Source organism: Streptomyces sp. NPDC006372 (genome assembly GCF_040612515.1).
Classification (GTDB): domain Bacteria; phylum Actinomycetota; class Actinomycetes; order Streptomycetales; family Streptomycetaceae; genus Streptomyces.
The window spans coordinates 228,173-249,012 of sequence record NZ_JBEXQJ010000001.1 but is presented as its reverse complement, the minus strand read 5'-3'; the positions used below and the strand labels follow the sequence as shown (position 1 = coordinate 249,012).

Annotated in this window: 22 protein-coding genes and 1 riboswitch; of the genes, 6 read left to right on the top strand and 16 right to left on the bottom strand. The window is 70.8% G+C overall.

Annotation, left to right across the window (positions count from 1 at the left end; translation table 11 throughout):
* Positions 1-209 precede the first annotated feature (209 nt).
* Positions 210-1,445: a cytochrome P450 gene (locus ABZ016_RS01105; protein ID WP_356914423.1), complete on the top strand. Its 1,236-nt coding sequence runs from the start codon at positions 210-212 to the stop codon at positions 1,443-1,445.
* Positions 1,446-1,655: 210 nt separating this feature from the next.
* Here ABZ016_RS01105 and ABZ016_RS01100 read toward each other — a convergent pair whose 3' ends face one another.
* From ABZ016_RS01100 to ABZ016_RS01080, 5 genes are all read right to left on the bottom strand, one after another.
* The gene (locus ABZ016_RS01100) at positions 1,656-2,480 is read right to left on the bottom strand and encodes an ECF transporter S component (protein WP_356914422.1); all 825 of its coding nucleotides are present in this window, start codon (positions 2,478-2,480) and stop codon (positions 1,656-1,658) included.
* Entirely contained in the window at positions 2,477-4,150 is a 1,674-nt protein-coding gene (locus ABZ016_RS01095) for an ATP-binding cassette domain-containing protein (protein WP_356914421.1), read from the bottom strand. The genes ABZ016_RS01100 and ABZ016_RS01095 overlap by 4 nt, the downstream gene beginning before the upstream one ends.
* Positions 4,147-5,202 carry a CbiQ family ECF transporter T component gene (locus ABZ016_RS01090; RefSeq protein WP_356915029.1) on the bottom strand — a complete coding sequence of 352 codons (1,056 nt, stop codon included), beginning with the start codon at positions 5,200-5,202 and terminating at the stop codon, positions 4,147-4,149. The genes ABZ016_RS01095 and ABZ016_RS01090 overlap by 4 nt, the downstream gene beginning before the upstream one ends.
* 142 nt (positions 5,203-5,344) lie before the next feature.
* The gene (locus ABZ016_RS01085) at positions 5,345-5,980 is read right to left on the bottom strand and encodes an SCO2322 family protein (protein WP_356914420.1); all 636 of its coding nucleotides are present in this window, start codon (positions 5,978-5,980) and stop codon (positions 5,345-5,347) included.
* Positions 5,977-7,188 (bottom strand): prenyltransferase/squalene oxidase repeat-containing protein, encoded by a 1,212-nt coding sequence (locus ABZ016_RS01080; protein ID WP_356914419.1) that lies wholly within the window; start codon positions 7,186-7,188, stop codon positions 5,977-5,979. Before ABZ016_RS01080 ends, ABZ016_RS01085 begins: the two co-directional genes overlap by 4 nt.
* 129 nt (positions 7,189-7,317) lie before the next feature.
* Positions 7,318-7,387, bottom strand: a riboswitch (cobalamin riboswitch).
* A gap of 69 nt (positions 7,388-7,456) precedes the next feature.
* Between ABZ016_RS01080 and ABZ016_RS01075 the strand changes: the two genes are divergently transcribed.
* The gene (locus ABZ016_RS01075) at positions 7,457-8,134 is read left to right on the top strand and encodes a phosphotransferase (RefSeq protein ID WP_356914418.1); all 678 of its coding nucleotides are present in this window, start codon (positions 7,457-7,459) and stop codon (positions 8,132-8,134) included.
* A 33-nt stretch (positions 8,135-8,167) separates the two neighbouring features.
* Entirely contained in the window at positions 8,168-8,983 is an 816-nt protein-coding gene (locus ABZ016_RS01070; RefSeq protein WP_356914417.1) for an SAM-dependent methyltransferase, read from the top strand.
* Positions 8,984-9,020: 37 nt separating this feature from the next.
* On the opposite strand, the gene ABZ016_RS01065 is transcribed toward ABZ016_RS01070, so the two are convergent.
* From ABZ016_RS01065 to ABZ016_RS01055, 3 genes are all read right to left on the bottom strand, one after another.
* Positions 9,021-9,926 carry a DUF5753 domain-containing protein gene (locus ABZ016_RS01065; RefSeq protein WP_356914415.1) on the bottom strand — a complete coding sequence of 302 codons (906 nt, stop codon included), beginning with the start codon at positions 9,924-9,926 and terminating at the stop codon, positions 9,021-9,023.
* A 91-nt stretch (positions 9,927-10,017) separates the two neighbouring features.
* Positions 10,018-10,473, bottom strand: coding sequence for a nuclear transport factor 2 family protein (locus ABZ016_RS01060; RefSeq protein WP_356915028.1), 456 nt, complete (start codon positions 10,471-10,473; stop codon positions 10,018-10,020).
* 50 nt (positions 10,474-10,523) lie between these two features.
* Complete coding sequence (locus ABZ016_RS01055) at positions 10,524-11,549, bottom strand: MBL fold metallo-hydrolase (protein WP_356914414.1); 1,026 nt, start codon at positions 11,547-11,549, stop codon at positions 10,524-10,526.
* Between the two features lie 166 nt (positions 11,550-11,715).
* Between ABZ016_RS01055 and ABZ016_RS01050 the strand changes: the two genes are divergently transcribed.
* Positions 11,716-13,167: an aldehyde dehydrogenase gene (locus tag ABZ016_RS01050; RefSeq protein WP_356914413.1), complete on the top strand. Its 1,452-nt coding sequence runs from the start codon at positions 11,716-11,718 to the stop codon at positions 13,165-13,167.
* 2 nt (positions 13,168-13,169) lie between these two features.
* A complete protein-coding gene (locus ABZ016_RS01045) occupies positions 13,170-13,403 on the top strand; it encodes a ferredoxin (RefSeq protein ID WP_356914412.1) in 234 nt (77 codons plus the stop codon).
* A 132-nt stretch (positions 13,404-13,535) separates the two neighbouring features.
* Here the strand turns inward: ABZ016_RS01045 and ABZ016_RS01040 are convergent, their stop codons facing one another.
* From ABZ016_RS01040 to ABZ016_RS01020, 5 genes are all read right to left on the bottom strand, one after another.
* Positions 13,536-13,907: a hypothetical protein gene (locus ABZ016_RS01040; RefSeq protein WP_356914411.1), complete on the bottom strand. Its 372-nt coding sequence runs from the start codon at positions 13,905-13,907 to the stop codon at positions 13,536-13,538.
* A gap of 20 nt (positions 13,908-13,927) precedes the next feature.
* The gene (locus ABZ016_RS01035; protein ID WP_356914410.1) at positions 13,928-14,656 is read right to left on the bottom strand and encodes a maleylpyruvate isomerase family mycothiol-dependent enzyme; all 729 of its coding nucleotides are present in this window, start codon (positions 14,654-14,656) and stop codon (positions 13,928-13,930) included.
* Positions 14,657-14,667: 11 nt separating this feature from the next.
* On the bottom strand, positions 14,668-15,177 hold the full coding sequence (locus ABZ016_RS01030) for a GNAT family N-acetyltransferase (protein ID WP_356914409.1): 510 nt from the start codon (positions 15,175-15,177) through the stop codon (positions 14,668-14,670).
* 66 nt (positions 15,178-15,243) lie between these two features.
* Positions 15,244-16,011, bottom strand: a complete 768-nt coding sequence (locus tag ABZ016_RS01025) for a sulfite exporter TauE/SafE family protein (RefSeq protein WP_356914408.1) — start codon at positions 16,009-16,011, stop codon at positions 15,244-15,246.
* A gap of 33 nt (positions 16,012-16,044) precedes the next feature.
* A complete protein-coding gene (locus ABZ016_RS01020) occupies positions 16,045-17,223 on the bottom strand; it encodes an aminotransferase class V-fold PLP-dependent enzyme (RefSeq protein WP_356914407.1) in 1,179 nt (392 codons plus the stop codon).
* A 95-nt stretch (positions 17,224-17,318) separates the two neighbouring features.
* On the opposite strand from ABZ016_RS01020, the gene ABZ016_RS01015 reads away from it, so the two are divergent.
* Positions 17,319-18,254 carry a LysR family transcriptional regulator gene (locus ABZ016_RS01015; RefSeq protein WP_356914406.1) on the top strand — a complete coding sequence of 312 codons (936 nt, stop codon included), beginning with the start codon at positions 17,319-17,321 and terminating at the stop codon, positions 18,252-18,254.
* Between the two features lie 133 nt (positions 18,255-18,387).
* Here ABZ016_RS01015 and ABZ016_RS01010 read toward each other — a convergent pair whose 3' ends face one another.
* The 3 genes from ABZ016_RS01010 to ABZ016_RS01000 all read right to left on the bottom strand — a co-directional run bounded on the left by ABZ016_RS01010 (position 18,388) and on the right by ABZ016_RS01000 (position 20,685).
* Positions 18,388-19,047 carry a LysE family translocator gene (locus tag ABZ016_RS01010; RefSeq protein WP_356914405.1) on the bottom strand — a complete coding sequence of 220 codons (660 nt, stop codon included), beginning with the start codon at positions 19,045-19,047 and terminating at the stop codon, positions 18,388-18,390.
* A 269-nt stretch (positions 19,048-19,316) separates the two neighbouring features.
* Positions 19,317-19,637, bottom strand: coding sequence for a GYD domain-containing protein (locus ABZ016_RS01005; RefSeq protein WP_356914404.1), 321 nt, complete (start codon positions 19,635-19,637; stop codon positions 19,317-19,319).
* Positions 19,638-20,028: 391 nt separating this feature from the next.
* A complete protein-coding gene (locus tag ABZ016_RS01000) occupies positions 20,029-20,685 on the bottom strand; it encodes a TetR family transcriptional regulator (RefSeq protein ID WP_356914403.1) in 657 nt (218 codons plus the stop codon).
* Positions 20,686-20,840: the final 155 nt, after the last annotated feature.

Here is a 20,840-nt window from a genome sequence, read left to right as displayed (position 1 = left end):
GTCCTCTCCGGGAGGCTCAGCGGAACTAGTACGCGTTCTAGTTCTGCATGCAGTGTGCTGAGGGCCGCTCGGTGACCGCAATAGTCGTGCGGGCAATTGGCGGGCCCGTGCCTCTTGCTACTTGTAGAACCCGTTACTACCGTCACCGCAACTCCGCACAGCTGATGGGCCGTCAGACTCAGAGTCGGTACGAGTGGTGGGAGCCGCCCATGCCCTGTCCCGCGCTGCCCGACGGGTTCGACTTCACCGACCCCGACCTGCTGCACAGTCGCGTGCCCCTGCCGGAGTTCGCCGAGCTGCGCCGGGTGGAGCCGGTCTGCTGGGTGCCGCAGCCGGCCGGTCTCGCCGGTTTCCAGGACGAGGGCTACTGGGCGGTCACCCGGCATTCCGACGTCAAGTACGTCTCCACCCACCCGGAGCTGTTCTCGTCGTACCTCAACACGGCGATCATCCGCTTCAACGAGCACATCGAGCGCGACGCCATCGACGCCCAGCGGTTCATCCTGCTCAACATGGACCCGCCGGAGCACACGCGGGTCCGGCAGATCGTGCAGCGCGGGTTCACGCCCCGGGCGATCCGGGCGCTGGGGGAGAGACTGCGGAACCGGGCCCACGCCATCGTCGAGCAGGCCCGCGCGCACACCGGGCCGTTCGACTTCGTCACCCAGGTGGCCTGCGAGCTGCCCCTCCAGGCGATCGCCGAGCTGATCGGCGTCCCGCAGGAGGACCGGGACAAGATCTTCGACTGGTCCAACAAGATGATCGCGTACGACGACCCGGAGTACGCCATCACGGAGGAGGTCGGCGCCGAGTCGGCCACGGAGATCATCGCCTACGCGATGAACATGGCGGCCGACCGCAAGCAGTGCCCGGCCCACGACATCGTCACGCAGCTCGTGGCGGCCGAGGACGAGGGCAACCTCAGCTCCGACGAGTTCGGCTTCTTCGTGCTGATGCTGGCCGTCGCGGGCAACGAGACCACCCGCAACGCCATCACCCACGGCATGCACGCCTTCCTCACCCACCCCGGGCAGTGGGAGCTGTACAAGAGGGAGCGCCCGGCGACGGCGGCAGAGGAGATCGTGCGCTGGGCGACCCCGGTCGCGGCCTTCCAGCGCACCGCCACCCAGGACACGGAGCTCGGCGGCAAGCGGATCCGCAAGGGCGACCGGTTGGGGCTCTTCTACGCCTCCGCCAACCACGACCCCGAGGTCTTCGACGAGCCGGACGGCTTCGACGTCACCCGCGACCCCAACCCGCACCTGGGCTTCGGCGGGGGCGGCCCGCACTACTGCCTGGGGAAGTCCCTCGCCGTGCTGGAGATCGACCTCATCTTCAACGCCATCGCCGACGCCATGCCGGGGTTGCGGCTGGTGGAGGACCCGCGTCGGCTGCGGTCGGCGTGGATCAACGGCGTGAAGGAACTCAGGGTGAGCACGGGCTGACGGACCCGGCCGGTGCCGGACATGGTGCAGGCGACGGCCCCGGGGATCGGGGGGCCGTCGCCTGGTCGACCAGAGAAGCAGGGCCCGGCCCGTGCCCGCAAAGGCCCCTTTTACTAGGCCGGGCCGCATGTCGGGCGTCGCTTGGCCGCGTGACCGGGCCTTGTTCCCTACGACCTCGCTTCGTACGTGACGTGGGTCATGTGGGGGGCTTCACTGCCGAGGTGCCTCGAAGGTGACCGGCGTCTCGAAGGCCGCCCGGCGTGTGGCCCGCCGCAGCGCCCTGAGCACGGCCGGGCCGACGAGCAGCGTCAGCACGACCGTGACGACGGCCCGACCCAGGTCCCAGCCGAGCGAGGTGGCCAGACAGTAGGCGAGGAAGCGGGCCAGGTTGGTGGCGACCGCCGCCTGCGGGTCGAACGCCACGTTCGAGGCGAGGGCGCTCATGAAGGGCCAGCCCGCCATGTTCATCACGGTGCCGTAGACGAACGCGGCGAGGAAGCCGTACGCCGCGAGCATCACGAGTTCCGCACGGCCGCGCAGCCGGTCCGGACCGGGCAGCAGCCCCGCGCCCATCGCGAACCAGCCCATCGCCAGCATCTGGAACGGCATCCACGGCCCCACCCCGCCCGTCAGCAGCGCGGACGCGAACATCGTCACCGAGCCGAGGACGAACCCGAAGCCCGGACCGAGGACCCGCCCGCTCAGCACCATCAGGAAGAACATCGGCTCGATACCGGCGGTACCGGCGCCGATCGGCCGCAGCGCCGCCCCCGTGGCGGCCAGCACACCGAGCATCGCCACCGCCTTCGGGCCGAGACCGGACTCCGAGATCGCTGCCGCCACCACTGCCACGAGCAGCACCAGCAGACCCGCGAAGAGCCAGGGCGCGTCCTGCGCGTGGGCGCTGAGCCGCGAGCCGGGCGGGGTCAGGAACGGCCAGCCGAAGCCGACGACGCCCACGGCGCTGACGAGGACCAGGGCGGCGACGGAGCGGGGGCCGAGACGGACGGCCCGGGCCTGCTTCTGCGGGTTCACGCGTCGGCCCGGGGGTGAGGGTCGTGCTGCAGCGCCGCGCGGACCTGGGAGACCGTGAGCCACTGCTGCGGCGCCAGGATCTTGGTGACCTGCGGGGCGAAGGACGGCGAGGAGACGACGACGTCCGCCGTCGGCCCGTCGGCGATCACCTCGCCCTCGGCGAGCAGCACCACCCGGTCGGCGAGCTCGGCGGCCAGCTCCACGTCGTGCGTGGCCAGCACGATGGCGTGCCCCTCGGCGGCGAGACCGCGCAGCACGGTCACCAGCCGTGCCTTCGCCGCGTAGTCCAGGCCACGGGTCGGTTCGTCCAGCAGGAGCAGTGGGGGCCGGGCGGTGAGGACGACGGCCAGGGCGAGGGCGAGCCGCTGGCCCTCCGAGAGGTCCCGGGGGTGGGTGGTGTCGGTGACGCCGGGGAGCAGTTCGGAGACCAGGGCACGGCAGGTGCCGGGGGGTGCACCCGCGTCCTCGTCGGCCGCGGTGCACTCGGCGGCGACGGTTTCGGTGTAGAGCAGGTCGCGTGGTTCCTGGGGGACCAGGCCGACCTTGCGGATGAGGCGCTTCGGGGCGGTGCGGTGAGGGGTGGCTTCGCCGAGCCGGACGGTTCCGGAGCTGGGGGTTATGAGGCCGACGAGTGAGTTGAGGAGGGTGGATTTTCCGGCGCCGTTGCGGCCCATGAGGGCGATGGTTTCGCCGGGGGTGATGGTGAGGTCGATGTGGCGCAGGGCTTGGATGCGGGCGCGGGTTACTGAGAGGGCCTGCACTTCGGCTGTGGGGAGGCCTACTGGGGTGGGGGGTCCGGAGAGTGTGCGGGTGCGGGCTGTGTGGGGCTGGTCGCGCAGTTCCCCGCGCCCCTTCAGGGCGAGCTGGTGCCGTAGGTCCGCTGCACGGCGGCGGGCGTCTCGGACTGTCAGGGGGAGGGGGGACCAGTCGGCCAGGCGGCCCAGGGCGACCACCGGGGGGTACACCGGGGAGACGGCCATGATCTCGGCCGGAGTGCCCAGGATCGGGGGTTCGCCCGGGGCGGGCAGGAGGGCGATCTGGTCGGCGTACTGGATGACGCGTTCCAGGCGGTGTTCGGCCATCAGCACCGTCGTGCCGAGGTCGTGTACGAGCCGCTGGAGCACCGCCAGGACCTCCTCGGCGGCGGCCGGGTCGAGTGCGGAGGTCGGCTCGTCCAGGACGAGGACGCTCGGGTGCGGGGTCAGGACCGAGCCGATCGCGACGCGCTGCTGCTGGCCGCCGGAGAGCGTGGCGATCGGGCGGTCGCGCAGGGCGGCCAGGCCGAGCAGGTCGAGCGTCTCCTCGACGCGGCGGCGCATCACGTCCGGGGCGAGGCCCAGCGACTCCATTCCGTAGGCGAGTTCGTCCTCGACGGTGTCGGTGACGAAGTGGGAGAGCGGGTCCTGGCCGACCGACCCGACGACGTCGGCGAGTTCGCGCGGCTTGTGCGTACGCGTGTCGCGTCCGGCGACCGTGACCCGGCCGCTCAGCGTGCCGCCGGTGAAGTGCGGCACGAGTCCGCCGACCGCGCCCAGCACGGTCGACTTGCCGACGCCGGACGGGCCGGCCAGCAGGACGAGTTCACCTTCCGGGACCTCGAAGTCGATGCCTCGGACGGTGGGCTCGGCGGCACCGTCGTAGGTCACGGAGACATCCTCGAAGCGGATCACGAAGGCTCCTTGGGATCGGGGGCGACGAACGCCGGCAGCAGGCCGAGGAGTACGGCGGCGGCCGGCCAGAGCGGGAGGGTGGGGGCGACCAGGGGGACGACGCCCGGGTGCAGGGCCGCGGGGTCGCGGGCGGCGGCGAGGGCCAGGAGGGCAGCGACCGTCACGCCGGAGGCGACGACCAGCCAGGCGCGCACGTCCCAGCGGTCCGGGCGGTACCGGGTGCGCAACGACCGCCGTCCGCCGAGCCGGAGACCGGCCAGGGCGGCGGCGAGGCCGGTGAGGAGCACCGGGAGGCCGTAGGTTCCGCCTTCGGCGGTGAGCAGGCCGTACGTTCCGGTGCAGACGCCGAGCAGGCCGCCGAGGGTGAGGGCGGCGGTGGTGCGGCGGACGGCGGTGGGGACTTGGGCGGTACGGCCGTAGCCGCGGGCGTCCATCGCGGCGGCGAGCGACACGGAGCGCTCCAGCGCGCCCTCCAGGACCGGCAGGCCCACGTGCAGCAGCCCGCGGACGCCCTTGTCCGGGCGGCCGCGCAGACGGCGGGCGGCGCGCAGGCGCTGGACGTCGGCGATGAGGTTCGGCGCGAAGGTGAGGGCCACGACGACCGCTACGCCCAGTTCGTACAGGGCGCCCGGGAGGGATTTGAGGAGGCGGGAGGGGTTGGCGAGGGCGTTCGCGGCGCCGACGCAGATGAGGAGGGTGGCCAGTTTCAGGCCGTCGTAGAGGGCGAAGGTGAGGGCCTCCGCGCTGACCTCGCCGCCGAGGCGGATGCCCTGGGCCCAGGCGGGGAGGTCGACTTCGGGGAGGGTGAGGAGGGTGTGCGTGCCGGGGATGGGGGAGCCGAGGAGCGTAGCGAAGAGGAGGCGGATGAGGAGGACGGCGAGGGCGAGTTTGACGAAGGCGCCGTAGGAGCGGGACCAGGGGGTGTGGGGGCGGCGGGTGGCTACGACGTAGGTCGAGACTGTGATGAGGAGGGTGAGGAGGAGGGGGTTGGTGGTGCGGGTGGCTGCGGTGCCGAGGGAGAGGGACCAGAGCCACCAGGCGCCGGGGTGCAGTTGTGCTCGGCGTTGGTGCTGGTGACGGGGCGTTTGCGCAGCCCGGCGCTGCGGGGTGCCGCTGCGCCCACCCTCCCCCAAGCTCTCGGCTTCGCTCGAGCAGGGGGGACCCCCATCGCCCCAGCGGCACGACTGCCCGCAGCTAAGCTCGTCCACGTTCACGTCGTCGTACCTGCCAGGTTGCTGCTGCGGCCAGGACCGCTACCGCCGAGATTCCCGCCCACAGGCCCAAGGACGGACCGTTGTCCGGCTTGGTCTGCTTCTTGGGTGGTGACTGGTTCTTTGCCACCTGCTCCCCGCAGCCCTTCTCCGGGTAGCCGGCTATCGCGCACAACAGCGCGTTCGTGTCGTAGCGGAGGGGTTTGGCCACTGTCGCGAGGGCCTGTGCCGTGGTCGCGTCAGGGGAGAGCTGGGCGCAGGCCGTTCGGCTGGGGGGTGGGGTTTCGCCCGAGGGGGCGTCCCTCTTCGTGCCGAAGTCGAGGAGCAGGGCGACCCGCTTCTTCCCGTCCCGCGCGGGCGTCTTCGCGCAGATCGTGGCGAAGTCGGCGTCGCCGCGAGGCCGGGCCGCGTCCGCCGAGTCCTCGCTCACCGCGAAGCGGAAGCCCTGGACGTCGCCGTCCGAGGGGCGGGACGTGGACGGGCCCTGGGTCGCGTAGACCCAGTGGTCGCCGTCGCGTTCCCAGAACGCCCAGTACCGGTAACCGGCCGCCTGGGCCTGGCCCGCGCCCGCGCACAGCAGGAGCGAGGCCAGGAGGAGGAGAACGGCACGGCGGATCACGGCTGCTGCTTCTTCCTGCGGCCGCCGCTGAAGAGGAAGCCGATGCCGGCACCGGCGACGAGGAAGACGCCGACGTACCACCAGACTCCGAAGAACCCCGAGTCCGAGTCCTTCTTCTCGTCCGCAGCTCCGGTCCGCTCGGCGCTCTGTGGGGCCGGGCCCGTCGAGTTCAGCTGCTTCACCAGGTCCGCGCCGCCGAAGTCACGCGGGTTCGCGCCCGTCGCGTGGGCCGCGAAGATCAGCTGGGCGTAGGCGGCCGGGCCGCTCTGGGCCGCCCAGGACGCCGAGTTCTTCTCCAGCCAGCGCAGGGACTTCTCCGCCTGGGCGGTGTCGCCCCGGGCCGCGAGGGCGACGACCGCGTCGGCGGTGTTGCCGTAGTCGGGCTGGGGAGTGGAGCCGGCCAGGGCGGAGGTGAGGTGGCCGTCGTCCTTGGTGAGGGCGGACGTGAGGTACGCCGCCCCGTTGGACGCCGCCTGCTCCGGCGTACCCGGCTTCGCGCAGGTCGCGTCGGACTTCTTGCCGGGCTTCACCACCATGCCCTTGCCCAGTGAGCCGAGCACACCCGCCGCCGTCGCGTCCGCGTTGGCGGCCAGCTTGCCCTTCTTGTCCGGCTGGAAGGCGAAGGCACCGTCGCTGTCCCCGCCGCACGGCATGGCCAGCTTCAGCAGGGCGTCGTAGGGCGACTTGCCGTCCTTCTCGACCTGCTCCGGCTTCTCGCCGACGGCGGTGAGCGCGCCGATGACGACGGACGTGGAGTTGGTGTCGCTGGCGCCGCCGGGCGCGTAGCCCCAGCCGCCGTCCTTGTTCTGGACGGACTTGAGCCAGCCGACGGCCTTGCCGGTGGCGGCGTCGTGCCCGCCGAGCGCGGCGAGGGCCTGGACGGCGGCGGAGGTGGCGTTGGTGTCGAGCATGGTCCTGGCGTCGCACGCGGCGGTGGGGTCGGCGCGGTACGCGGCGAACCCGCCGTCCGCGCACTGCTGCCGCACCAGCCACGCGACGGACTTCGCCGCGGGCTTCACCCCCACCGTGTCCTGGGCGAGCAGCGCGAGCGACTGCCGCCAGACGCCGTCGAACTTGGGATCCTTGTCGCCGTACAGGGCGGACGGGAACGCCTGGGACGGGGAAGGTGACGGGTCGGCGGCGGCCGGGGTGGCGGCGCCGATCACGGCGACGGCGGCCAGGACCGCGGCGCTGCGGGGGACGTTCATGATCGGCGAGTGCCTCTCCCTGCGGGGAGCCGGGCAGCACGGGACACCCCGGCGGCTCGGCTCCGTATACCTCGACGGTGCCGTGCGCCGGCGGGCTGCCGGGCACGTGAGCCGGTCACGAACCGTCCGGGGCGATCCGGCTCACCGCTGGCAGCGGTTCACGGTTGCGGGTCAGCGCCGGAATTGCACCGGCTTCCCCCCGTACGGGTGATGACGACCTGGCTACTGTACCCGCCCGTAGGAAACCGGCCGAGGGTAGCTTCGCCTCATGCCGACCACACCGCCGGGGAGACTGCTCGGCTCGGGCCGCCGTGCCGACGTGTACGAGATCGACCAGGCGTGGGTGCTGCGGCGTGAGCGGGAGGGCGGGGGCGACGCGGCGGCCGAGGGCGCGGTGATGGAACACGTGCACGCCCACGGCTATCCGGCGCCCCGGGTCCGCCGGTCCGGCTCGCGCACCGATCTGGTACTGGAGCGGCTCTCCGGCCCGACCATGCTCCAGGCGTGCCTGGCGGGGGCCCTGGAGCCGGTGGAGGCGGGCTCGACCCTCGCCGAACTGCTGCACCGCCTGCACGCCGTCCCCGCCCTGCGTTCCACCGACCCGGCGGTGCGCATCCTGCACCTGGACCTGCATCCGGAGAACGTGATCCTCACGTCCGACGGGCCTCGCGTCATCGACTGGTCCGATACGCGGGAGGGCGACCCGGCCCTGGACTGGGCGGCGTCCGCGGTGGTCCTCGCCCAGGCCGCCGTCGCCGGGGACGGCCTCTCCGAACTGGCCTGTGCGATGCTCGGCGGCCTCCTCGCCGGTCCGTCCCCCCTCACCCGGTCCGCCCTGGCACAGGCACTGTGCCGCCGGGCCGCGAACCCCACCATGAACCAGGCGGAAGTCGAACTGCTCGGCACGGCCGGGGAGTTGATCCTGTCTCTCAGGCAGACAAGCTAACGTGGGCCTCCACGACCACACGCAGGAGCGTCCATGACTGATCAGGCGGAGAACTCCGGGCAGGAGCCGCTCACCAAGATCGACACCTCGGTTCCGCACTCGGCCCGGATCTGGAACTACTGGCTGGGTGGGAAGGACAACTACGAAGTCGACCGTGTGGCCGGTGACGCGTTCCGCGAGATCTTCCCGGGTATCGAGACCGGAGCCCGCGCCGCCCGCTACTTCCTCGCCCGTGCCGTCCGCCATCTGGCCGCCGAAGAGGGCATCCGCCAGTTCCTGGACATCGGCACCGGGCTGCCCAACGTGGACAACACCCACCAGATCGCCCAGCGGGTGGCACCGGAGAGCCGGATCGTCTACGTCGACAACGACCCGCTGGTGCTGGCGCACGCCCGCGCCCTGCTCACCAGCACCCCGGAAGGCGTCACCAACTACGTCGACGCCGACCTGCGCGAGCCGAGCACCATCGTCCGCGAGGCCGGGAAGACCCTGGACTTCGACCAGCCCGTCGCCCTCATGCTGATGGGCATCCTCGGCCACATCGAGGACCACGACGAGGCCCGCGAGATCGTGCGGCAGCTGGTGGACGCCCTGCCCCCGGGCAGCTACCTGGTGCAGTACGACAGCACCGACACCAGCGAGGAGTACGTCCGGGCCATCGAGCAGTACAACGACGGTGGCTCGATCCCGTACATCCTGCGCAGCCCCGAGCAGATCGCCCGCTACTTCGACGGTCTGGAACTGCTGGAGCCGGGCGTGACGTCGTGCTCGCGCTGGCGCCCCGACGCCGAGGCCATGGGGCTGCCCGCGGAGGTGCACCAGTACGGCGGTGTCGCCCTGAAGCGCTGAAACCGCCCGGCGTCCCAGCGTCGTTCAGGTGTTCTGCTCAGGTCTCCTGAAGGACGCGGTGCAGGATGGTCGGAGTCTCGTCCGGTGACTGGGCTTCGACCACCAGCCGGTTCATGGCGTCCCAGTAGCGCTCGATGTCGGCCGTCCGGTCGGGATAGAGGGCGGTGGTGAGCTGTTCCAGGTAGACCACGTCCGGCAACTCCCCGCCGGGCAGGCGCAGGATGGTGACCGGACCGCCCTCCGCGGCCGGACCGCCGGAGGTGAACGGCAGGATCTGGACCGTGATCTGGGGGATCCGGCAGATCTCGATGAGATGCCGGAGCTGGTCGCGCATCACCGCGGGGCCGCCCACCCGGCGACGCAGCGCCGCCTCGTCGATCACGGCCCACAGCTGGGTCGCCGGCTGCCGGTGCAGGACGCGCTGCCGTGTCATCCGCAGCGCGACCCGGCGGTCGATCTCCTCCGCCCCGGCGTCCGGACGGGCGAGCCGGACGGCGGCCCGCGCGTAGTCGGCGGTCTGGAGCAGCTCCGGCACGCGCTGCACCTGGTAGCAGCGGATGACGCTCGCCGCCTGTTCGGCGCCGAGGTACGTCTGCATCCAGGGGGGCACCACGTCGCTGTAGTACTGCCACCAGGCGTGGGTGTTGGCCTCCTCGGCCAGCACCATCAGGGTGGCGCGTTCGGCCTCGTCGGTGACGTCGTAGAGCGTCAGCAGATCCTCGACGTCCCGCAGCTTGAAGCCGTGGCGCCCGCCCTCCATCCGGCTGATCTTGGACGCGGAGGAGCGGATGACATGCCCGGCCTCCGCACGGCCGATGCCACGCCCCTCCCGCAGCCGGCGCAACCGCGCCCCCAGCGCCAGCCGGGGCACCATGGGCCCGGCCGACCGGACGTCCAGGACTCCGCTGAAGGGCGAGGTGCGAGCGGCCTCTTCGGTGCCCATGGGCATGTCTCCTTGCGGTGGAACGCAACTCCGCACGCGCTGAAGCGCCGCGGCACATTCATCCTAGGGGCCCTGCCAGGCGCCATCCGGCTTATGCCAAAGGCGCCTTCGTACGCGGGGTGGGACCACCGAAGGGCAGGTGGAGCGTCCGGGAGGCGAGCAGCCAGGTGCCGTCGACCCGGTGGAAGGTGTCCTCGTAGTGTCCGACCTGGACCGGCGGCCCGGCCGGGACCATGCCACCGGCGTAGCCGTCGACACGGTACGTCGTGAAGTACGAGACCGCCTCGGCCGTGTCCGCGGACGCCACCGTGACCAGGATGTTCGACATCACCCGTCGGGACAGCCGGTCGGCGGGGCGGGAGCCGAAGTAGGCGCGCAGGGCGTCCCGGCCCTCGATCAGCCGCCCGCCCACCGGCCACCGCCAGACGCCGTCCCGCGTGAACAGCTCGGCGACGGAGGCGGGTTCGCCGAGGTCGAGCCGGTGGACGAAGTCGATGATCAGGCGCTCGCAGGCACGTTCGGCGAGGAGCTGCTCGAAAGGGTCCATGGGGTTCATGGCGATGTTCGTAGCACTTGTCGCTCCGGACCACGAACCGACTACACCGCCACGTACGTCACCGGCTCGCTCCCCGGTACCGCCTCCGCCCGGCCCAGCTTCACCAGGCGCCGCAGGTGTGACTCGGCCTCCGAGACGGCGATGTTCCTGGACCCGTAGGGGATCTGGGCCCAGGGGCGGTTCCACTCCATGCGCTCGGCGAGCTGCCAGGGGGTGAGGGGCTCGGCGAGGAGGGCCAGCAGGTCCGTGAGGCGCGCCTCGTGGTGGGCGAGGAGTTCGGTCACGCGGGCGGCGGCGCCGGGGAACGGGCGCTGGTGCGCCGGGAGCACCTCGGCGGGGGCCAGGCGGCCCACGCGTTCCAGGGAGTCGAGGTAGTCGCCCAGGGGATCGGTGACCGTGGTGTCCTCGGGGTCCTCGTAGAGGCCGATGTGCGGGGTGATGCCGGGCAGCAGGTGGTCGCCGGAGAACAGGCGTCCCTGGCCGGGGAGTTGTGCGGGGTGCGCCTCTTCGAGGTGGAGGCAGACGTGGCCGGGCGTGTGCCCCGGCGTCCAGATCGCGCGCAGCCGGCGGCCGGGGAGGTCGAGGAGCTCGCCGGGGGCGATGTCGCGGTCGGGCAGGGCGGGGGAGAGGCCGGGCAGGGTGCGGGGCCGGGCCGCGCGCAGCGGCGCGATGTGCTCCTCGGGCGCACCGGCGGCGGTCAGTTTGGCCGTCATGTACGAGAACCAGCGCTCGGGCCGGGCCTCCCGGGTCCGGCGTACGATCGCGGTGTCCGCCGCGTGCATGGCGATCCAGGCGCCCGAGGCCTCCCGTACCCGGCCGGACAGGCCGTGGTGGTCCGGGTGGTGGTGGGTGACGACCACGCCGTGGATCTCGGCGGCCGAGGTGCCGCAGGCCGTGAGGCCGTCCGCGAGGGTGTCCCAGGACTCCGGGCCGTCCCAGCCGGTGTCGATCAGCACCGGACCCCGGTCGGTGTCGACGACGTACACGAGCGTGTGCCCGAGGGGGTTGTCCGGGATGGGGACGCGGAGGGAGCGGACGCCTCCGCCGTGGTCGGTCACCGGTGTCATGGGCTCCCCTGTCGCCGCGTCCCCGTCACTATAACTAGAACCGGTTCCATTGGGATCCCGGCGTCTCCGAGTGGTGTCCGGTCCGTGGACTCCTCGGGGCGGGGCTGGTATCAGTGGGCTTGTCTGATGGTTCGTCAGAGACGCGCTCCCGGGGAGGCAGTCGGCCATGACCGAGCTCGTGGAACACGGACAGCTGTTCGTCGGCGGGGAATTGACCGACCCCCTGGGCCAGGACGTGATCGAGGTGATCTCGCCGCACACCGAGGAGGTTGTCGGGCGTGTCCCGCACGCCTCGACGGCCGATGTCGACCGGGCCGTGGCGGTGGCGCGGCGGGCCTTCGACGAAGGGCCCTGGCCGCGGCTGAGCCTCGACGAGCGCATCGAGGTCGTGGGCCGGATCAAGGACGGGATCGCTCTCCGGCACGACGAGATCGCCCGCGTGATCTCCGGCCAGAACGGTTCCCCGTACTCCTGGAGCGTCCTCGCCCAGGCCCTCGGCGCGGTCATGGTGTGGGACTCGGCGATCACGGTCGCCCGGAACTTCACCTACGAGGAGCGGCGCGACGGCGTCCTGGGCAGGATCCTGGTACGGCGCGAGCCGGTCGGGGTCGTGGCCGCGGTGATCCCCTGGAACGTCCCGCAGTTCACCGCCGCCGCCAAGCTCGCCCCCGCGCTGCTCGCCGGCTGCACGGCCGTGCTCAAGCCCTCGCCCGAGTCACCGCTCGACGCCTACCTGCTCGGCGAGATCGCCCGCGAGGCCGGGCTGCCGGAGGGCGTGCTGTCGATCCTGCCCGCCGACCGCGAGGTCAGCGAGTACCTGGTCGGGCACCCCGGCGTCGACAAGGTGTCCTTCACCGGGTCGGTCGCGGCCGGCCGGCGCGTGATGGAGGTAGCGGCCCGCAACCTCACCCGGGTGACGCTGGAACTGGGCGGCAAGTCGGCGGCCGTCGTACTGCCCGACGCGGACGTCGAGACGGCCGTGGCGGGCATCGCCCCCGCCGCCTGGATGAACAACGGGCAGGCCTGCGTCGCCCAGACCCGCATCCTCCTCCCGCGCTCCCGGTACGACGAGTTCGCCGACGCCCTCGCCGCGACGGCGAGCGCGCTGACCGTCGGCGACCCGCTCGACCCGGCCACCCAGGTGGGCCCGCTGGTGGCGCGGCGGCAGCAGCAGCGCAACCTCGACTACATCCGGATCGGACAGGAGGAGGGCGCGAAGATCCTCACCGGCGGTGGGCGCCCGGCCGGCCTGGACCGGGGCTGGTACGTCGAACCGACCCTCTTCGGCGACGTCGACAACTCCATGCGCATCGCCCGCGAGGAGATCTTCGGCCCCGTCATCTGCCTGCTGCCCTACGACGACGAGTCCGAGGCCGTGAAGATCGCCAACGACTCCGACTACGGGCTCAGCGGCAGCGTCTGGACGGCGGACGTCGAGCACGGCATCGACATCGCGCGGCAGGTCCGTACCGGCACGTACTCCGTCAACACCTTCAGCCTGGACATGCTGGGCCCCTTCGGCGGCTACAAGAACTCGGGCCTGGGGCGGGAGTTCGGTCCCGAGGGGTACGGCGAGTACCTGGAGCACAAGATGATCCACCTCCCCGCGCAGGCGTAGCGATGGGCGACCGCTGGCACGTCGAGGTCGACCGCTCCCTGTGCATCGGCTCCGCCCAGTGCCTCCACCACGCACCAAACGGCTTCCGCCTGGACTCCGCCCGCCAGTCCCGTCCGCTCGCCCCGGACACGGACGCGAACGAACGGGTCCTGGAGGCCGCGGAGAGCTGCCCGGTGGAGGCGATCGTGATCACACTGGGGGGCAGCGGGGAGGCGGTGTTCCCGCCGGAGGATTAGGGAACGGCTTGCCGATCATGTGTCGAGCCGTATGAGTGTGCCGGCCAGGGTGATCGCGGCGCGGTAGCGGCCGGGCTGCTTGGCGTAGCGGCCGGCGATGCCCATGAGGTGATCTTGCGAGGACAGGCACCTTCACTTCGGCCCCCTCTCTGCGGTCTCTGTGAAGGCCAGCCCCTGCAGGGAGAGCCGGTGCGTTTCGTAGAGGCCTTCGGTCGTGGCCTCCACATCGAAGCCGTGAGCGGCTACTGGTGGGTAGCCGATGAGTTCGAGCGCCCGGCTGGGCAGTGCCTGTCGGGATGCCTCTTCTGATTCCCACAGCAGCACGGCTCCCCACCGGTTGGTGGCGGGATCGGAGAACCACATTTTGAAGCGGAGTCCGGGCACCTTGGAGAAGGCGGTGACGGATTCATCGCGCAGGTAACCACGCATGGTCTCGATGGTCTGGCCGGAGGCGGACAGATCCCACCAAACAATGTCGGCGCGCATAGCCGTCTTTCCCTTCATGAACGGAGTGCACAAATTCCTCACGCCGTGCCTGGTGAAGACCTCAGGCGCGGTTCCGTCTGCGGCGGGTGGGGCGGCCAGGGCCCGAGCGCGGGTAGTCCGTGCGCCGCTACCGGTGAGACTGCGGGCGTGCGTCCGGCCAGCCAGGCCGCCAGGTCGCGCACCCGCCCTGTGACCACCGTGCCCGGCCGGTCGCCGACGGACCACTGGCGGCGCACGTCCTCGGCGCATACGCGCGTGCCTGCCGGTAGGCGACCAAGGAGGAATGCGATGGCGTGAGTGGCCAGGCCCTCGGGCCAGTCGTCCGACCGTACGCCGAGGTCCAGGTCGACCATGTGGATCCATGCCTCGCGCCAGCGTGCCCAGACCGTCGCGGCCAAGTCGGCGTTTCGGAACGTGACCGGACGCTTCCAGTCCTCGTCGTCGGCGCGTGCCCAGGCTGCCTCCAGGCGGGCTGAGTGTGCGGCGAGCTCGGCCCGGTGCTCGGCGGCGCTGCGGCCGGCCGTGGCCTCGATGATCGCGTTGCGCTCGTCCGCGCCGCCGTCGTAGGCCGCCACCAGGTCCCCGTGCAGGGCATGCTCCGCGAGACGGGCGAACATCCTCGCATTGTCGGTGAGATGCGCCAGTACGTGGCCACGGGACCAGCCTGGAAGGGCGGATGCTTCGGCGAGTTGCTGGTCGGTCACTCCGGCGACGTGCCGTTCCAGGGCGCGGTGGGCTTCGATCACGGCTGCGACGGGTGGTTGCATGGGCAGTCCTTCTACGAGGCGGAAGGCTGGTTCACGACTGCGGGGGCCTCGGCGGCGAGGTGCTTGAGGGGCTCACCGCTGAGTCGGCATACCGTCCACTCGTCCAGGAGTTCAACCCCGAGCGACCTGTAGAAGGCGATCGTCGGCTCGTTCCAGGCCAGGACCCACCATTCGAAGCGTTCGTAGCCGTTCCTCCGGCAGATCGCGGCAAGCGCGGCGAGCAGAGCCTTGCCGTGTCCCGCGCCGCGGGCGTGCGGACGTACGTACAGGTCCTCGAGGTGCACGCCGCGTGTGCCGGTCCAGGTCGAAAAGCGTGGGAACCACAGGGCATAGCCCACGGCCTCACCCGTGTTCTCGTCCTGGGCGATCAGTACGGATGCGGCGGGATGTTCGCCGAACAGCGCGTCGTGGAGCTGTTCCTCAGTGGCTCGGGCCTGCTCAGCAGCGCGTTCGTATGCGGCGAGCTCGCGGATCATCGCGCGGATGTCCGCGACGTCGCTCGTAGTGGCGGAACGGATCATTTCGGCTGGTTCCCCTAACAGGTCATCAGGTCCGCGGGACATTGGTCGGGATATGGAACGGCAAGCTCACGTCATGTAAAGAACGGCAGAGACCGTTACGCCGGTGGTCACCACCAACCACCGAAGCGCTTCCTCGCGCATCCATCGGGCCAGCCTCGCGCCGGCGTATCCGCCGAGCAGGGTGGCCGGTGCCGCGACAGCCACCAAGGGCCAGTGCACCGGGCCGAACAGCGCGAAGACGAGCAACGTGACGGTCGAGTTCACCAGCGACAGGACCGCCTTGAGCGCGTTGAGGCAGGGCAGGTCCTCGGCTGTGGCCATTGCCAGTGTCGCGAGCATGATCACCCCCAACGCGCCGGCGAAGTAGCCGCCATAGATGCCGGCCGCGGCCATCGCCAGGCAGAGCATGACCATGTTCTGACGCGGGCGGCTCGATGCCGGCGGACCTGTGACCCGCGTGAGCTTGTTCATCTGCTTCTGTCCGGCCAGCAGCAAGCTGGCGAACAGCACCAGTGCCGGAACAACCTGGTCAAAGCGCGCGCTGGAAGTGGTCAGCAGCAGTGCCGAGCCCGCCATGGAGCCGATAGCGGTGATGACGGACAGCAACACGAGCCTCCTGCGAGACTCCCTCTTGACGTCCTCGGCGAAGCCGTAGACCTGGCCGGCGAACCCGGGCCAATTGGCCACCGAGTTGGTCACATTGGCCGCCTGCGTGGGCAGGCCGATACCGAGCAGCGCGGGGAACAGCAGCAGGGAGCCGCCGCCGGCGATGGAGTTGACCGTTCCGGACAGCAGCCCGGCGACGGCGACGATGGTGAGAGCGGCTGTGTCCAACAGTGGTGACCTCGTTCTCGTGACAAGGCAGCCCTAGCGTCGCAGGGCGGCGATCGCCTCCACCGCTTGGCCGAGTTCAGACTCGGTGTTGTAGTAGTGCGGCGAGAGCCGGACCAGGGGATGCACGCCGCGGTCCTCGGTGTCGAACTGCGCGTGCTCGGGGGAGGTCGTGCTGACGTTGATCCCGTGCCGGGCCAGCGCGGCGGCCACCTCGACGGTGGGTACCCCGTCGGCCTTCGCCGTGACGATGGCGCAGCGGTGCTCGCCCCGGTCGTACACGGTGATGCCCGGCAGACAGGCCAACCGGGACCGCAGTTCGGCGCCGAGCGCCAGCGTCCGATCGCCGATGGTGGCCAGGCCCAGGTCCAGGGCCTGGCGCACCGCCGAGCCCAGGCCGAGAACGGCGGCGTAGTTCTTCTCCCGGGCCTCGAACCGGCGGGCGCCGTCGCGCCAGGTGAAACCGCGGCCACCGTCCCAGGTGGCGGACGCTATCCCGGTGACGAACGGGTCCAGCCGCTCCAACATCTGCGGCCGCACCCACAGGAAGCCGATTCCGCGCGGTCCGCGCAGGAACTTGCGGCCGGTGGCGGCCAGCATGTCGCAGCCGGTCTCCCGGACGTCGACCGGGAACTGGCCGACCGACTGGCTGGCGTCCAGCAGGAACGGCACCCCGGCGGCCCGGGTGATGCGTCCGATCTCGGCGGCCGGATTGATCAGCCCGCCGCTGGTGGGGACATGGCTGACGCCGACCAACTTGGTGCGGTCGTCGATGAGCCCGGCCAGCGCGGTGGTGTCCAGTTGCCCGTCGGCGTCGTCGGGGACGACGATGATCTCGGCGCCGGTGCGCCGGGCGATCTGGAAGTAGGCCAGCACGTTGCTGCCGTACTCGGCGCGGCCGGTCAGGATGCGGTCGCCGGGCCGGAAGGAAAGCGAGAGGGAGTAGAACGCGGCTTGCCAGGCATGCGTGGAGTTGTCGAACAGAGCGATCTCAGCGGGCCGACCGCCGATGAGCTCGGCGACGTTGGCGTAGGTGCCATCGATGCGGTCGCGTTCCCGCTCGGCCGCCTCGTAGGCGCCGATCTCCGCCTCCAGTTCCAGGTGGGCGGTCATCGTCCGCAGCGTGTGCCGAGAGAGCAGGCCGGCGCCGGCGTTGTTCAGGTGCACCCGGTGTGCGACCCCAGGAGTGTCCCGGCGTAAGGCCTCGAAATCCATGCGGCCCACGCTGCATGACCCTCGTACATCAGTAAAGTGAATCTTTCCGAGCGTGATCATCCAGAAAAACTGATGATTCTGGGGATGAAGGCACCGTGTACAACCTGCGCAGGCTGCAGATCCTGCGGGAGCTGAAGCACCGCGGCACGCTGGCGGCCGTCGCGACGGCCCTGTCCTACAGCCCGTCCGCCGTCTCCCAGCAGCTCTCCCTGCTGGAGAACGAGGTCGGCGCACCACTGCTGCAGCCACACGGCCGTCGGGTGCGGCTGACCCCGCAAGCCGAAATCCTGGTGGCCCACACCGAAGCGGTGCTGCGCCAACTGGACCAGGCCGCGGCCGACATCGCCGCATCCCTGGCGGAGGTGACCGGCACACTGCGGGTGGCCGGGTTCCAAACGGCCGCGCTAGCGCTCCTGCCCCGCGCGCTGGCCTGGCTACGCGAGACCCACCCGGGCGTGCGGGTGACGTTCACCCAGGCCGAGCCGGACACCGCGCTGCCCGCCCTCCTTGCACGGGACTGCGACCTCGTCATCGACGATGTCTTCCCCGGCCGACCACAGGCTCGCGCAACCGAGGTCGAACACCAGTTGCTCGCGCGCGACCCCATGCGGCTGGCCACGCCCGGCCCGGCGGAGCTGGCAGAGCTTGCCGGGCAGCCATGGGCGATGGAGCCGATAGGCACGCCGGCCCGGGTGTGGACGACGGCAATGTGCCAAGAGGCCGGATTCGAGCCGGACGTCGCGTTCGAGACCGCCGACATGCTGGTGCACGCCGAGCTGGTAGCGGCCGGGCATGCGGCGGCGTTCCTGCCGGACCTGTTGTGGCACGACCGCCGACCGCCGGTCGCGCTGCACCACCTGGCGGCCCATCACCACCGGGACATCCTGGTCACCGTCCGCTCCGGAGCAGACGGCCACCCGCTCATCCGCGTCCTGCTGGCCGCGTTGTCCGCGGCGGCGGACAACGCCCGAACTGCCGTCCACCACCATCTCACCGAACAACGCGCACAGGCGCGTACTCCACAAGACTGACCGGTGCACAGTATGGAGGCACCATGTGTGAGTCTGGACTGGCTGCGGACAGGAGGCGGACCCGGACAGTCGGCGGTTACTACGTCAGGGTCGTTCGCGCTGCCCGTGGCCGTATGGGCCGCGCAGAAGGAGTTCAGCGCGTGGTCGTGGCCAGACGCAGCCCCAAGGCGACCAGCACGCCGCCGCTGACCGCGTCGACGCGACGCCTCATCCGTGGCCGGCGGAACCAGGCTCCGGTGCGGCCCACAACAGCGGCCAAGCTGAGGTAGAACGCCGTTTCGATGAGCACCTGCACTGCGGCCAGCAGCGCGGTGGTGGCGAACAGTGGACGACTGGCCGGAACAAACTGCGGATAGAACGCGATCATGAAGAAAGCGGCTTTGGGGTTGGCAAGCATCACCACTGTTCCTTCCCCGAAGGCCCTCCACCACCCCCCTCGGCTCACGGGCGGCGTGATCGACGCTTCCGCGTCTGCCGGTGCAGCCCCCGGGCGGGTGCGGCTGCGCCACGCCGTGCGCCATGCCTTGATGCCGAGGTAGACCAGGAACACCGCACCGACCATGCGAAGCACGACGAACGCCACCTCGGAGGCCGCCACCAGAGCGGCCAGACCAGCACCGGCGGCCAGCGCCCACAAGTACAGACCCGCTTCGAGTCCCAGGACGGTGGGCACAGCCGCCCGCCACCCGCGCAACGCCGCTTGCCGAAAGATCAATATCATGGCCGGCCCCGGAGACGCCGAGATGAGGAGCACGGCAACCACGAACGGGGGTAACAACGCAAGAAGATCCATGAAGTGATGGTGTCAGCGCCCGGTAGCCCGTACAACGGCTTACCCACCGAAGGCTGGACCCGGGACTGGAGCGACAATGACCGGGCCTGAGCGGGCGCGAGGCGTCCAACGAACCCGCGATGAGGCCGGGGGCAGGCTTCTCGGCACTGCTCGGCAAGAGAGCCTGGGGAGATCGGCGACCGACGACAACGCCGCAGATGTGCGTGCCAGGCCCCGCGTCTGCGGCGTGATCCGAACGACAGGCCTCGGCGGTCGCCTGGCCGCGCGTGTCAGGCGCCGGGGGCCCGGTACCGCACCTCCTGCCGGGCCGCCTCGTCGATCTCGTCGGCGGACAGCAGGACGACCGTGCTGGTGCGCACCCCGCCGGCGGCCGACACGACCATTCCCATGGCGGCAGCGGAGGTGTTGCCGGGCAGCTCAGCCGTGAGGTAGACGTCGTCGTCACCGAACGCCCAGTACATAGCCTCTACCCGGCCTCCGAGGCCCTCGACCATGCGTCCGACGACCTCGCGCCGCGAGGTGGCGCCTTCGCTGAGCAGACCCTTCAGCCCGTCCGGGGTCAGCTTGACCTTGAAGAGGTACTTCGACATGAGGGTCACCTTCCACTTTGTCCCAACAGTCGCTTTTACCCTCTTATGTTCCTTCTGTTTCAGGTTCGCGTCGCAGCGGCCGGAAGAGCAAACGGGATGAGTGGGATCATTGGGAAAATTCCCTAAAAAATCTGGCATAGGGGGTTTCATCTGCGGGCAGAAGTTCTAACCTGGAATTGGCCTACGAGGCGAGTGAGGGAGTCCGACCGGAGTAGCCGACGTCGGCCGGAAGTTTCGGCTTCCGCCGGTGCCGACTGCGACGGTAGGGCTGAGAGGCCGGAAGGACGCAGGGTCGAAAGGCCAGGCGACCGGAAGGCGACCTCCAGCACCTGATCCGGACCATGCCGGCGAAGGGAACCCGTCTCGTAGGTTCTCGGCGTCTCAAGGGGGCTCACGGGGCCGGTGCGGTCAGGTCGATCAGGCGGCACACCGTCTCGATGTCGATCTTCACCTGGGCGATGGAGGCGCGGCCCGAGAGCCAGGTGATCAGCGCCGAGTGCCAGGTGTGCTCGATGACCCGGACCGCCGAGAGCTGCTCCGCGGTCGGGTCCTCCAGCCCCATCGCGTCCAGGATGATCGCCGTAGTCTGCCGCGAGACCTGGTCGACCTCCGGGCTCACGCTGCGGTCGGCGAAGGTGAGGGCGCGGACCATCGCGTCGGCCAGATGGGGCTCGCGCTGGAGGGCGCGGAAGGCCCGCATCAGCGTCTCGGCGACCCGCTCGGCCGCGGTCTCGCCCTGCGGGGGCTTCTTCCGCAGCGTGCCGTGCATGTGCTCCAACTGGTCCTGCATGGTGGCGACCAGCAGGTGGATCTTGGAGGGGAAGTAGCGGTACAGGGTGCCGAGCGCCACCTGCGAGGACTCCGCGACCTCACGCATCTGCACGGCGTCGAAGCCGCCCCGGCTGGCCAGCTGAGCGCTCGCGTGCAGGATGCGGCGGCGGCGGGCCTCCTGCCGCTCCGTGAGGGGAGGGGAGGCGGGGGCCGCCGCTCTGGCTTCCACCTTGGCCGGCTTGTTCACCTTGGTGCTCACCTTGGCTTCCGCGGGCATGTGTCCGTCCCGTTCCGTGACCGTCCGTGAGGACGAGTGATCACACAGCATGGCACGGCACCGGCCGTGGCGTGAATCACCTGATCCACTGCTCACAGCGCCCCTACCTGCCGGTAGATTCAGAGCCTCCGAACGATCAAGTCTGGAACTTGTTC

What these genes read in the sequence shown, in the direction of transcription:
- ABZ016_RS01105 (WP_356914423.1), top strand. Translation starts at nt 210, where the DNA reads ATGCCCTGTCCCGCGCTGCCCGACGGGTTCGACTTCACCGACCCCGAC.
- ABZ016_RS01080 (WP_356914419.1), bottom strand. Translation starts at nt 7,188, where the DNA reads ATGAACGTCCCCCGCAGCGCCGCGGTCCTGGCCGCCGTCGCCGTGATC.
- ABZ016_RS01075 (WP_356914418.1), top strand. Translation starts at nt 7,457, where the DNA reads ATGCCGACCACACCGCCGGGGAGACTGCTCGGCTCGGGCCGCCGTGCC.
- ABZ016_RS01070 (WP_356914417.1), top strand. Translation starts at nt 8,168, where the DNA reads ATGACTGATCAGGCGGAGAACTCCGGGCAGGAGCCGCTCACCAAGATC.
- ABZ016_RS01065 (WP_356914415.1), bottom strand. Translation starts at nt 9,926, where the DNA reads ATGGGCACCGAAGAGGCCGCTCGCACCTCGCCCTTCAGCGGAGTCCTG.
- ABZ016_RS01060 (WP_356915028.1), bottom strand. Translation starts at nt 10,473, where the DNA reads ATGGACCCTTTCGAGCAGCTCCTCGCCGAACGTGCCTGCGAGCGCCTG.
- ABZ016_RS01055 (WP_356914414.1), bottom strand. Translation starts at nt 11,549, where the DNA reads ATGACACCGGTGACCGACCACGGCGGAGGCGTCCGCTCCCTCCGCGTC.
- ABZ016_RS01050 (WP_356914413.1), top strand. Translation starts at nt 11,716, where the DNA reads ATGACCGAGCTCGTGGAACACGGACAGCTGTTCGTCGGCGGGGAATTG.
- ABZ016_RS01045 (WP_356914412.1), top strand. Translation starts at nt 13,170, where the DNA reads ATGGGCGACCGCTGGCACGTCGAGGTCGACCGCTCCCTGTGCATCGGC.
- ABZ016_RS01040 (WP_356914411.1), bottom strand. Translation starts at nt 13,907, where the DNA reads ATGAAGGGAAAGACGGCTATGCGCGCCGACATTGTTTGGTGGGATCTG.
- ABZ016_RS01035 (WP_356914410.1), bottom strand. Translation starts at nt 14,656, where the DNA reads ATGCAACCACCCGTCGCAGCCGTGATCGAAGCCCACCGCGCCCTGGAA.
- ABZ016_RS01030 (WP_356914409.1), bottom strand. Translation starts at nt 15,177, where the DNA reads ATGATCCGTTCCGCCACTACGAGCGACGTCGCGGACATCCGCGCGATG.
- ABZ016_RS01020 (WP_356914407.1), bottom strand. Translation starts at nt 17,223, where the DNA reads ATGGATTTCGAGGCCTTACGCCGGGACACTCCTGGGGTCGCACACCGG.
- ABZ016_RS01010 (WP_356914405.1), bottom strand. Translation starts at nt 19,047, where the DNA reads ATGGATCTTCTTGCGTTGTTACCCCCGTTCGTGGTTGCCGTGCTCCTC.
- ABZ016_RS01005 (WP_356914404.1), bottom strand. Translation starts at nt 19,637, where the DNA reads ATGTCGAAGTACCTCTTCAAGGTCAAGCTGACCCCGGACGGGCTGAAG.
- ABZ016_RS01000 (WP_356914403.1), bottom strand. Translation starts at nt 20,685, where the DNA reads ATGCCCGCGGAAGCCAAGGTGAGCACCAAGGTGAACAAGCCGGCCAAG.